Below are 11,972 nucleotides of genomic sequence, written 5' to 3' on the forward strand. Positions count from 1 at the left end.
TCGCGCCGAGCAGCGCAAGAGTTGGTGCTGTTGAATGCGGAAAGCGTTTTCCGAGTCGAATTCGCGACGCCGTTCGAACGAGGTCCGTCGAACGGGGCGAACGGCGAGTCGATGGCGGTGAGTCGGTGCGGGGCCTGTCCGGCGGGACATGTCGAGGTCAGCCGGTTGTCCGCGGTCGACAGGCGTTCGCGGTGGTCCACTCGGCGGTGTCGTCGGGTCATCGGCTGGTTAGTGTCCCGGTTCCGGGAGCGCTCCCAGAACCGGACAGACCAGCCCCTCTTCCTCCCAGGAGGTCGTCGTGACCTTGCGATTTCTCCGAGCGGTGGTGACCGGCCTGCTGCTGGCGGCCTGCGTCGTCGTCGCCGCGTCCCCGGCGAACGCCGCACCACCGCGGGTGATGGCGCTCGGTGACTCGATCACCGGCTCGCCGGGGTGCTGGCGGGCGTTGCTCGCGAAGCACCTGCAGGACACCGGGCACAGCGTCGACTTCGTCGGCTCGCTGCCCGCCCCGGGCTGCGGGTTCACCTACGACGGTGACAACGAGGGCCACGGCGGCATCCTGGCGACCACCATCGTGCGCGACAACCGGCTGCCCGGCTGGCTGTCGTCCGCGCGTCCCGACGTCGTCCTCATGCACCTCGGCACCAACGACGTCTGGAACAACATCCCGGCGAACACGATCCTGGGCGCCTACACCACGATGCTCGGCCAGATGCGGGCGAGCAACCCGGCGATCAAGCTGGTGGTGGCCCAGATCATCCCGATGAACCCGTCGAACTGCACGGCGTGCGCGCAGCGGGTCGCGGACCTGAACGCCGCGATCCCCGGCTGGGCGCGGGCGAACAGCACCGCGGCGTCCCCGATCACCGTGGTCGACCAGTGGACCGGGTTCGACACCGCGGCCGACACCACCGACGGCGTGCACCCGAACAGCTCCACCGGCATCCAGAAGATCGAGAGCCGCTGGTACCCGGCCGTCGTGGCGGCGCTCGGCTCGCAACCCCCGGCGGCGGTGGGTCTGCGCGTCGACGGCACACGGGTCGTCGAGGCCGACGGCACCCCGTTCGTGATGCGCGGCGTGAACCACGCGCACGTCTGGTACCAGTCGCAGACGAGGGCGTTCGCGGACATCAAGTCCTTCGGCGCCAACACGGTCCGCGTCGTGCTCGGCAGCGGCCAGCGCTGGGGCCCGACGCCCGCGTCCGAGGTCTCGAGCGTCATCTCGCTGTGCAAGCAGAACAAGCTGATCTGCGTGCTGGAGGTGCACGACACCACCGGTTACGGCGAGCAGAGCGGGGCCGCGACCCTGGACCAGGCCGCCACGTACTGGATCAGCGTGGCGAGCGCGCTCAAGGGGCAGGAGAACTACGTCGTCATCAACCTCGGCAACGAGCCGTTCGGCAACAACGCCCAGGTGAGCGCGACGTGGGCGAGCGCCACGAGCAGCGCGATCAGCCGCCTGCGCGGTGCGGGGCTGCAGCACCTGCTGATGGCCGACGCGCCGATGTGGGGCCAGGACTGGGGCAACATCATGCGCGACGGCGCGGCCTCGGTGCTCAACGCCGACCCGCAGCGCAACACCGTGTTCTCCATCCACATGTACGGCGTCTACAACACCGCGGACAAGGTCAACGCCTACTTCGACGCGTTCCGCACCGCCGGCCTGCCGCTCGTGGTGGGGGAGTTCGGGCACAACCACAGCGACGGCGACCCCGACGAGGACACGATCATGGCGCAGGCCCAGGCGCGCGGCCTCGGCTACCTCGGCTGGTCGTGGAGCGGCAACAGCAGTGACGTCGGCTACCTGGACATGGTCACCTCGTTCAACCCGGCGAGCCTCACGCCCTGGGGTGAGCGGTTCCTCAACGGCGCCAACGGAGTCCGGCAGACTTCGAAGGAGGCCACGATCTACGGCGGTGGCGGTCCCGCCGACACCGAGGCGCCGACCACGCCCGGCACCCCTTCGGCCTCGGGCGTCACGTCCACCGGCCTCACGCTGAGCTGGGCCGCGTCCACGGACAACGTCGGCGTCACCGGCTACGACGTGCTCCGCGCGACGGGCAGCGGTTCGTTCGCGCAGGTCGGCTCGTCGGCGACGACGACGTTCGCCGACAGCGGCCTGACCCCGTCGACCACCTACCGCTACCAGGTGCGCGCCAGGGACGCGGCCGGCAACGTCTCGGCGGTCTCGGCCGCCGGCACGGCGACCACGAGCGCCGGTGGCGGCACGGGCACCTGCAAGGTCGCCTACTCCGCCCAGAACTGGGGTGGCGGCAACGGCTTCACCGCCAACGTCACCATCACGAACACGGGCACCAGCGCGATCAACGGCTGGACGCTCGCCTTCGGCTACCCCAACGGCCAGCGCGTCACGCTGCCGGGCTGGGGTGCGACGTTCGCGCAGTCCGGTGCCGACGTCACCGCGACCAACCTGTCGTGGAACGGCTCGCTCGCGCCGAACGCGTCGACCGGCATCGGGTTCAACGGCACGTACAGCGGCTCCAACCCGGCGCCGTCGTCCTTCACGCTGAACGGGAGCACCTGCACGACCGGTTGAGATCTGAACGATTCAACAGGCTGTCCGATTGCGGACAGCCTGTTGTCGTCTGCCTCGACCTGCCTCCGCGGACCCAACCACTACTCCCGGCTCCTCGGCGGTGACGGTGCCGCACGGCAGGTGGACGTCAGCGGAAGAGCCCGAGGGGAACGGACTCCGCCAGCATCCGGTACCCGGTGGGGTTGAGGTGCAGGCCGTCCCCGACGTCCGCGACGGGCAGCAGCCGTCGCGGGTTCGCGGGATCCCTGACGACGGCGTCGAAGTCGAGGACGGCGTCGAACCGCCGGCTGGTGCGGATCCAGTGGTTCACCGCCTGCCGGGCCGACTCGCGGAAGCCTCCGGCGTCGTCGTAGCCGTGGCCGCCGAACGGCAGGAGCGTCGCACCGCAGACCTCGATGTCGTGGGCGTGGGCGCGGTCGAGGACCTGACGGTAGGCGGCGATCAGGTCCTCGGCCACCGCCTTCTGCGCCACGTCGGTCGCGTCCGCCGTGCCGATGTCGTTGACGCCCTCGAACAGGACCAGCCACCTGACCCCGCTCTGGGTCAGCAGGTCGCGGTCCAGGCGCGCCAGCACGCTGGGACCGAGACCGTCCTGCAGCACGCGGTTGCCGCCCGCGGCCTGGTTGACCACCGCGACCCGGCCGCGCAGGCGGTCGGAGAGCTGGTCGGGCCAGCGGTCGTTGCCGTTGGTGGTGGAGCCCCGGCCGTCGGTCAGGGAGTCACCGATCACCACGACGGCGTCCGCCGCGGAGGGCACCTCGACGCCGCTGAGGAAGTACCAGTGGTCGGTCGGCGTCGCGCCCGGCAGCGCGACGGACTCGGTGTGGTCGCCGGCGATCAGGTGGGACGTCGTGCGGGAACCGGGGTGGGAGGTGATGTCGGTGGAGGCCTGGCCGCGCGCGAGGTACGCCGTCACGGTCAGGTTCGTGCCGGGCTCGACGGCGAAGTCCAGCGGATCGGACACCACCAGAGCGCCCACCGGGACAGCCGCGGACGTGCGGCCGCTGAACGTCACCCGGCGCACCGAACCGGGCTCGACCGCGCTGGTGCCCGCACGACCGCCCTGCGGCCGGGCGACGGTGACGGCGGTGAGCGGCAGCACCGCGCCCCCGAACGCGTTGCTGAAGCGCAGCCGCAGCCGGGTGCCACCGGCGGTGACGCGGACGGTCTGGCGCAGCGTGGCGTCGGCGAGCACCAGGCCGTCGCCGGTGAAGGGCGCCGGCGGCATGTTGTGCGGTTCGGTGAGCTGGGGCATGGCCGCCCAGGTGGTCAGCCAGCGGGTCCGGCGGGGGACCCGGGCCTGCGCCACGGCGGGGGTGAGAACGCCGGTGGCGGCCAGGCCGAGGAAGGAGCGCCTGCGCATCTGTGCCGTCCTTTCGTCAGCGGGGCAGATAACGCTGGAGCGGCTGCGACCTTCCTACCAGTTCCCGGAGTTCGGCGAGAGTGCCTTCGACGGCCCCCGCGGCACGGGCCTGCACGAGGACGTTGCCGATCGCGGTGGCCTCGGCCGGTCCCGCCACGACGGGGAGTCCGCACGCGTCGGCGGTCAGCTGGCACAGCAACGCGTTGCGCGAGCCTCCTCCGACGACGTGCACGACCTCGACCTCCTTGCCGGACAACCGTTGTGCGTCCGCGATGGCGTCGCGGTGAGCGAGAGCGAGACTGTCCAGAACGGACCGGACGATCTCCGGCCTCGTCATGCTCCTCCCGCACCACCGCTCGATGCGGGCGGGCATGTCGCCGGGCGGGAGGAACACCGGGTCGTTGGGGTCGAACGTCGAACCGGTGGCGTTCGACGCCTCGCGCAGCAACGGTTCCAGCTCAGCGCCCCACGTCCGCAGGCACTCCTGCAGCAACCAGAGGCCCATCACGTTGCGCAGGTAGCGGATCGTGCCGTCGACACCGCCCTCGTTGGTGAAGTTCGCCGCCCTGCTCTCCCCGGTGAGCACGGGAGCCGTCAGCTCCACACCGACCAACGACCAGGTGCCGCACGAGATGTAAGCGAACCGGTCGGTCCCTGCGGGGACGGCGACGACGGCGGACGCGGTGTCGTGCGAGCCGACCGCCGTGACCGGGACGCCGTTCCAGGAGCCCGCCGGGTCGCCGGGGTGGCGCAGCTCCGGCAGCAGACCGGGTGGGAGGTCGCGGGTCAGCGACGGCGACCACCGTCCTGTTCGGACGTCGATCAGGCCGGTGGTCGTGGCGTTGGTGTACTCGGCGCCGCGTTCGCCGGTCAGCCAGTACGACACCAGGTCCGGGATCAGCAGGAGCTGGGAGGCGCGGGGGAGCAGCGGTTCCACGCGCAGCTGGAACATCGTGTTGAACGGCTGGAACTGCAGGCCGTTGACCTCGTAGAGACCCTCCTCCGGCTCGATGTCCCCGGTGCGGGGGTCGCGGTGGTGCACGGGGTCGCCGAGCAGCTCACCGGAGGCGTCGAGCAGGCCGTAGTCGACCGCCCAGCTGTCGACGCCGATGCTGCCGACCTCACCGGCCAGGCTCAGCCCGGTGAGGATCTCGCGGTACAGGCCGCGCAGGTCCCAACGCAGCCGGCCGCCGGAGTGCACAGGGCCGTTGGGGAACCGGTGCACCTCCTCGACCGCGACCCGGCCGCCGGTGACGACCCCGCGCACCACGCGGCCGCTGGACGCGCCGAGGTCGACCGCGGCGACCGCCGTCATCGCAGGAACGCCGCTGCGACACCGGCGTCGACCGGCACGTGCAGGCCGGTCGTCAGCGAGAGGTCGCCCGCCGTCAGCGCGAACACCGCCGCGGCCACGTGCTCGGGCAGCACCTCGCGCTTGAGCAACGTGCGCCGGGCGTAGAACGCGCCGAGTTCCTCCTCCGGCACGCCGTACACGGCGGCGCGCTGGGCGCCCCACCCGCCGGCGAAGATCCCGGACCCGCGGACCACGCCGTCCGGGTTGACGCCGTTGACCCGGATGCCGTCGCCACCGAGTTCCGCCGCGAGCAACCGCACCTGGTGCGCCTGGTCGGCCTTGGCCGCGCCGTAGGCGACGTTGTCCGGCCCGGCGAACACCGAGTTCTTGCTGGAGATGTAGACGATGTCACCTCCCGTGCCCTGGGCGCGCATGACCTTCGCGGCCTGCTGGGAGACCAGGAACGAGCCCTTGGCCATGACGTCGTGCTGCAGGTCCCAGTCGGCCTCGGTGGTCTCCTCGAGCGGCTTGGAGATCGACAGACCGGCGTTGTTGACCACCAGGTCCACGCCGCCGAACGCGAGCGCCGCGGCGCGGAACGCCTCGGCGATGGCGGCGGAGTCGGTGACGTCCACGGTGACCGGCACCGCCACGTCCGCCGACCCGATCTCCTCGGCGACCTGCCGTGCCGCGGCACCGTCGCGGTCGGCCACGACGACGCACGCGCCCTCGGCCGCCAGCCGGTGCGCGACCGCCCTGCCGATGCCCGATCCGCCACCGGTGACGAGCGCGACGCGCGTGGCGAGCGGCCTGGGCTCCGGCATCCGCCGCAGCTTCGCCTCCTCGAGCGCCCAGTACTCGATGCGGAACTTCTCGCGCTCCTCGATCGGCGCGTACCGCGAGACCGACTCGGCGCCCCGCATCACGTTGACGGCGTTGACGTAGAACTCACCCGCGACGCGCGCCGTCTGCTTGTTCCTGCCGAAGCTGAACATGCCGACGCCCGGCACGAGCACGATCGCCGGGTCGGCGCCGCGCATCGGCGGGCTGTCCGGCTCCGCGTGCCGCTCGTAGTAGGCCCGGTACTCCTCGCGGTAGGCCTCGTGCAGCTCCTTCAGACGTGCCACCACGTCCTCCAGTGGCGCGACGGGCGGCAGGTCGACCACCAGCGGACGGACCTTCGTGCGCAGGAAGTGGTCGGGGCACGACGTGCCGAGGGCAGCGAGCTCCGGGTGCCGTTCGCGGGACAGGAAGTCGAGCACCACGTCGGCGTCGGTGAAGTGACCGACCTGCGGGCTGTCGGTGGAGGCCAGGCCGCGGACGACCGGCGCGAGCTCGGCGGCCCTGAGACGGCGGTCCGCCTCCGGCAGCGGCGCGTGCACCACCGGGCCGAACGGTTCCGGGCGGCCGTGCTCGTCGAGGTAGCGCTGGGCGGTCCGGATGATCTCCAGCGAGTGCGCCTCGCACTCCTCGCTCGTCGCACCCCAGGCCGTGATGCCGTGCCCGCCCAGCACGACGCCGACGGCCTCGGGGTGGTCGCGCTTGACCGCCGCGATGTCCAGGCCCAGCTGGAAACCCGGCCGCCGCCACGGCACCCACGCCACGCGGTCGCCGAAGCACGCCTTGACCAGGGCCTCGCCGTCGGCCGCCGTCGCGAACGCGATGCCCGCGTCCGGGTGCAGGTGGTCGACGTGCGCCGCGTCCACGAGACCGTGCATGGCCGTGTCGATGGACGGCGCCGCGCCTCCCTTGCCGTGCAGGCAGAAGTCGAACGCGGCGACCACCTCGTCCTCGCGCTCGACGCCGGGGTACACCTCGGTCAGCGCCCGCAGCCGGTCGAGCCGCAGCACCGCGAGCCCGGACTCGGTCAGCGTGCCCAGGTCGCCGCCGGACCCCTTGACCCACACCAGGTCCACGGGCTGCCCGGTCACCGGGTCGACGCCGGACCCCTTGGCCGAGGTGTTGCCGCCCGCGTAGTTGGTGTTGCGCGGATCCGCTCCGAGCCGGTTGCTGCGGCCCAGCAGGGCTTCGACCTCGCTCATCACGCACCCCACCCGGCGGCCTCGCCGCCGACTCGTTCCCGGACGATCTGCTCGGCGTACCCGGACCGCCGGTAAGCGGCCATCGGGTCGGGGTCCAGCCCCATGTCCTCGCGCAGCTCCCGCAGCAGCGGCCGCACGTCGGTGTTGTAGGCGTCCATCAGCACGGCGTTCGCCCCGAGCACGTCACCGGCCCGCTGGGCGGAGTCCAGCGCGCCGTGGTCGACGAGCAGCGCCTTCGCCGTGGCCTCCTGGACGTTCAGCACCGACCGGATGATCGCCGGGATCTTCGGCTCCAGGTTGTGGCACTGGTCGAGCATGAACGCGATGCCCGCCGCCGGCTTCAGCGCGTCGGCCAGCACGATCTCGTGCATGATCCGGAAGAGCTGGAACGGGTCGGCCGCCCCGGCCATCAGGTCGTCGTCGGCGTAGAAGCGCGAGTTGAAGTCGAACGCGCCGAGCTTGCCCGCCCGCAGCAGGAACGACACGATGAACTCGATGTTCGTGCCGGGGGCGTGGTGTCCGGTGTCGATCACCACCTGCGCCTTGTCGCCCAACGTCAGGCAGTGCGCGTACGCGGTGCCCCAGTCCGGCACGTCGGTCACGTAGAACGCGGGCTCGAAGAGCTTGTACTCGACCAGCATCCGCTGATCCGCACCCAGCCGGGCGTACGTCTCCCGCAGCGCCTCGGCCAGCCGGTCCTGGCGGGCGCGGATGTTGTCCTGGCCGGGGTAGTTGAGCCCGTCGGCGAACCACAGCTTGAGGTCGCGCGACCCCGTCTGGTCCATGATGTCGACGCACTCGAGCAGGTGCCCGACCGCCTTGCGCCGCACCAGCGGGTCCGGGTGGCAGACGCTGCCGAGCTTGTAGTCGTCGTCCTGGAACACGTTGGAGTTGACGGCGCCGAGCGCGACACCGCGGTCCCTCGCGTAGGAGGCGAGCTTGCCGTAGTCGTCGACCCTGTCCCACGGGATGTGCAGCGCGACGGTCGGCGCGACCCCGGTGAGCCGGTGCACCACCGCCGCGTCGTCGATCTTCTCGTACGGCGTGCGCGGGACCCCCTGCTGCGCGAACACCTTGAACCGGGTGCCCGAGTTCGCGTAGGCCCAGGAAGGGGTCTCGATCCGCTGCTCGCGCAGCGCGTCCTTCACGCTCATGGTGTGTTCTCCCCAAACTCAGTCGAGGTGGAAGACCTCGTCGAGGGGCCGCATCCGTTCGTCGGCGTTGCCGTCACCGACGAAGAACTCCGCCATCTCGGTCTGCCAGCGCGCGTTGACCTCGGTGCGCGCCATCTCCGCGAGGGCAGCGTCGAAGTCGTCGCACTCGAGGTAGCCGACGAGCAGGCCGTCCTCGGCGAGGAAGAGCGAGTAGTTGTGCCAACCCGCCTCGGTGAGGGCTGCCCGCATCTGGGGCCACACGTCGCGGTGGCGCGCCCGGTACTCCTCGAGCCGGTCCGGGCGCACCCGCAACGTGAAGCAGACACGCATGTCAGAAGTCGAACTGGTCGATGGCGTCCTCGTCGAACACCGGCGGGCCGAGTACGACCTCGCCCCTGGCGCCCACGGTGTACTCGCCGAGATCGCCCGCTGTGAGCTTCTCGCCCTCGGCACCGGTGAGCTGCCCGGACGCGAGCGCCGCGGCGCCGACGGACTTGCTCATCTCGTCCAGTGCCACCCCGGGAGGTCGGTCCACGTCCGTCTCCTCGATGTTGAAACGTTTTAAACGCCGAGTAACGAGCACTCTGGGTGTGCTGCGCCACCATGTCAAGGGCTGCCGGGTACGATTCGTTGTCACGTTTCAACACAGGAGCCGCCGGTGAAGCCGTCAGTGGGGATCCGCGACGTCGCGCAGCACGCCGGCGTGTCCAACGCGACCGTCTCGAACGTGCTGAACCGGCCCGACGTCGTCGCTCCGGCGACGCGGCAGCGGGTGCTGGCCGCGATCGAGCAGCTCGGCTTCGTGCGCAACGAGTCCGCGCGCCAGCTCCGCGCGGGCCGCAGCCGGGTGCTCGCCTACGTCGTGCTCGACGCGGCGAACCCGTTCTTCACCGACGTGGCGCGCGGCGTGGAGGACGCGGCGCGGGAGGCGGGGTTCGCGCTGTTCCTGTGCAACAGCGCCTCCGACGGCGGTCGTGAGCGCGAGTACCTGGAGCTGCTGCACGAGCAGCGGGTCGAGGGCATCCTGATCACCCCGGTCGACGGCGAGAGCGCGCAGCTCGCCGACCGCGGCACGCCGGTCGTGCTGGTCGACCGCGAGGCCTCGGACGGGGCGCGGTGCTCGGTGGCGGTGGACGACGTGCTCGGCGGCGAGCTCGCGGTCACCCACCTCGTCGAGAACGGTCACACCCGCATCGCCATGATCGGCGGCCCGCTGTCGATCCAGCAGGTGCGCGACCGGCGTGAAGGCGCGTTGCGGGCGCTCGCCGGCGCCGGGCTGCCCGCGGACGCGCTGACGTTCCTCGAGACCAGGGGGCTGCAGGTCGCGGCGGGCAGGGGCGCGGGGGAGAGGCTCGCCGGCCTGCCCGCCTCGCGCCGGCCCACGGCGGCGTTCTGCGCCAACGACCTGCTGGCGCTCGGCCTGCTGCAGTCGATGACCCAGCAGGGCCTGCGCGTCCCGGACGACCTCGCCGTGGTCGGCTACGACGACATCGAGTTCGCCGCGGCCGCCGCCGTGCCGCTCACGTCGGTGCGCCAGCCGCGCGAGCAGCTCGGCCGCACCGCCGCCCGGCTGCTGCTCTCGGAGAACGACGCGGACCACGAGCACCGGCACGTGAAGTTCCAGCCGGAGCTCGTGGTCCGCACGTCCACCGCGGTGCGGCGGACTACCTGACGATGGAAATCACGCGGTCTTCCTCGACCGTGCGCGAATTGTCCGGCGGGAGGTAGGCGTTCAACGACGCGGTCGAGAACGCGACGCCCGGCCGAAATGCTTTCGTGCGCGACACCACGGTCACGTCGACCTGGTGGAAACCGCCGGTGCACGGAACGCTCGGCGTGTACTTGTCGCCGATCGCGAGCTCACCGCGCACGTTCTGCGTGACCTGGAGCCACATCGACCCCGTGGCGCCGTTCTCGCACATCACGCGGGTCGGCACGGTGACGGCGGCACCCCGTGCCTCCAGCCGCGCCTGTGCCTGCAGCGCGAGGGACGCTTCGACCTGCGCCGCCGATGCCGGCACTGCGCTCGCCATCAATGCCGCACCGGTCAGCACGAACGCCGAAATTGCACGCACGATTGTTCACCTCGTTCGAGTGGGAGGGCTGAATGCGGCCGCGAACCGACATTAGCCACGACGTGAAGAACCTCGCGAGGGGCCATTGATCGTGGTGTGAATTCATTCCGCGTACGCCGGAACACGCAGTACGCGGCCGTGACGAGCCCTCGCGGGTGGATGAGAGAGTTTTGCCCGTTGACGACGGCGTTCGCGCTCCCGGTGACCGCGACGCACAGCAGGCCCGTGACCAGTGCTGTTCCGGTAAGTGCACGGCACCGGCCCCACCGTCCGCCGGAGGAAGATCCATCCACCTGACCGCCGTCGTGAGGCGGAGTCCGCTCCACCGTGATTGGAAGATCGGCCGGGTGGGCATCCCGGACCCATGCCCGACACCCTCCTCCTCGCCAACCGGTACCAGGTCGGCGCCCTGCTCGGCACCGGCGGCACGGCCGAGGTGCGGAGGGGACGGGACACCGTGCTGGTGCGCGACGTCGCGATCAAGCTGTTCCAGCCCGGCGAGGACCTCGCCGACGCGCAGCGCATCGACAACGAGATCCGCACGCTCGCCGGCTTGTCGCACCCCGGCCTGGTGGCGGTCTACGACGCCGATCCGGGTGGCGAGAGGCCGTACATGGTGCTGGAGCTGGTCGAGGGCCGCACGCTGCACGCCCGCATCGCCGAGGGACCGATGCCCGTCGAGGACGTGCGCCGCCTCGGTGCCGCGGTCGCCGACGCGCTCGCCCACGTGCACGAGCGCGGGATCGTCCACCGCGACGTCAAACCGTCCAACGTCCTGCTGGGTGACGAGGACACTCCCCGCCTCGCGGACTTCGGCCTGGCGCGGCTCGCCGACAGCGCACGGCTGACCAGGGCGGACCAGGTCGTCGGCACGGCGGCCTACCTGTCGCCCGAGCAGGTGCGCGGTGACGCGATCACCCCGGCCGTGGACGTCTACGCCCTCGGGCTGGTGCTGCTGGAGTGCCTGACCGGCCGCCGCGAGTTCCAGGGCGGGGAGGTGGAGGCCGCCGTCGCGCGCCTGCACCGGTCGCCCGAGGTGCCCGCCGACCTGCCGTTCGACCTGCGGCGGCTGCTGACCCTGATGACCTCCACGACGCCCGCCCGCCGCCCCAGCGCGCGTGAGTGCGCGAGGGTGTTGATCGCTCAGGGACCGGCGACGGTCGCCGCACCGCTGCCGCGCAGGTCGCGCGGCGCGTTCGTCGCGGCGGCGGTCGTGCTCGCCGCCTCCGTCGGCACCGGGCTCCTGCTGCAGGGCGGTCCCGCCGTGCCGGCCGAGTCGGCGCCGCCCGCCACCACCGAACCGGTCTCGACCGAGGTGCGCACCGTGCAGTGGACGCCCGCACCCGCGCCCGTGGCCCACACCGAGGCCGAGGTGAAGGCCCCGCCTCCCGCGCAGCAGCAGGTCTGGGCCGAACCCGGGGCGGCCAAGCCGAAGCCCGACAAGGCGGGGCGAGGCGACGGCAAGGGCAAGAAGGGCCCCTGAGCCG

General features: G+C 71.7%; 9 protein-coding genes and 1 pseudogene. 3 read left to right on the forward strand and 7 right to left on the reverse strand.

Features of this window, described 5'->3' with window-relative positions:
- Positions 1 to 298: 298 nt before the first annotated feature.
- Positions 299 to 2,557 (forward strand): cellulase family glycosylhydrolase, encoded by a 2,259-nt coding sequence (locus V1227_RS02160; protein ID WP_329790716.1) that lies wholly within the window; start codon positions 299 to 301, stop codon positions 2,555 to 2,557.
- 127 nt (positions 2,558 to 2,684) lie between these two features.
- Here V1227_RS02160 and V1227_RS02165 read toward each other — a convergent pair whose 3' ends face one another.
- The 6 genes and pseudogenes from V1227_RS02165 to V1227_RS02190 all read right to left on the reverse strand — a co-directional run.
- Positions 2,685 to 3,920, reverse strand: a complete 1,236-nt coding sequence (locus tag V1227_RS02165; protein WP_329790718.1) for an SGNH/GDSL hydrolase family protein — start codon at positions 3,918 to 3,920, stop codon at positions 2,685 to 2,687.
- A gap of 16 nt (positions 3,921 to 3,936) precedes the next feature.
- Positions 3,937 to 5,235, reverse strand: coding sequence for a rhamnulokinase (locus V1227_RS02170; RefSeq protein WP_329790720.1), 1,299 nt, complete (start codon positions 5,233 to 5,235; stop codon positions 3,937 to 3,939).
- Complete coding sequence (locus tag V1227_RS02175) at positions 5,232 to 7,256, reverse strand: bifunctional aldolase/short-chain dehydrogenase (RefSeq protein ID WP_329790721.1); 2,025 nt, start codon at positions 7,254 to 7,256, stop codon at positions 5,232 to 5,234. The genes V1227_RS02170 and V1227_RS02175 overlap by 4 nt, the downstream gene beginning before the upstream one ends.
- On the reverse strand, positions 7,256 to 8,410 hold the full coding sequence (rhaI, locus tag V1227_RS02180; RefSeq protein ID WP_329790723.1) for an L-rhamnose isomerase: 1,155 nt from the start codon (positions 8,408 to 8,410) through the stop codon (positions 7,256 to 7,258). The genes V1227_RS02175 and rhaI overlap by 1 nt, the downstream gene beginning before the upstream one ends.
- Before the next feature lie 18 nt (positions 8,411 to 8,428).
- On the reverse strand, positions 8,429 to 8,740 hold the full coding sequence (locus V1227_RS02185) for an L-rhamnose mutarotase (protein ID WP_329790724.1): 312 nt from the start codon (positions 8,738 to 8,740) through the stop codon (positions 8,429 to 8,431).
- A gap of 1 nt (position 8,741) precedes the next feature.
- Positions 8,742 to 8,888, reverse strand: a pseudogene (locus tag V1227_RS02190) (rhamnose ABC transporter substrate-binding protein); the annotation flags it as partial.
- 180 nt (positions 8,889 to 9,068) lie between these two features.
- Between V1227_RS02190 and V1227_RS02195 the strand changes: the two are divergent.
- Positions 9,069 to 10,082: a LacI family DNA-binding transcriptional regulator gene (locus V1227_RS02195; protein ID WP_329790726.1), complete on the forward strand. Its 1,014-nt coding sequence runs from the start codon at positions 9,069 to 9,071 to the stop codon at positions 10,080 to 10,082.
- Here the strand turns inward: V1227_RS02195 and V1227_RS02200 are convergent.
- Complete coding sequence (locus V1227_RS02200) at positions 10,075 to 10,485, reverse strand: hypothetical protein (RefSeq protein ID WP_329790727.1); 411 nt, start codon at positions 10,483 to 10,485, stop codon at positions 10,075 to 10,077. The two genes, V1227_RS02195 and V1227_RS02200, sit on opposite strands and share 8 nt — an antisense overlap.
- Before the next feature lie 364 nt (positions 10,486 to 10,849).
- Here V1227_RS02200 and V1227_RS02205 point away from each other — a divergent pair, with 364 nt between their 5' ends.
- Positions 10,850 to 11,968 carry a serine/threonine-protein kinase gene (locus V1227_RS02205; RefSeq protein WP_329790728.1) on the forward strand — a complete coding sequence of 373 codons (1,119 nt, stop codon included), beginning with the start codon at positions 10,850 to 10,852 and terminating at the stop codon, positions 11,966 to 11,968.
- The last annotated feature ends 4 nt before the right edge of the window (positions 11,969 to 11,972 follow it).

The organism is Lentzea sp. DG1S-22 (assembly GCF_036321065.1).
Lineage (GTDB): Bacteria > Actinomycetota > Actinomycetes > Mycobacteriales > Pseudonocardiaceae > Lentzea > Lentzea jiangxiensis.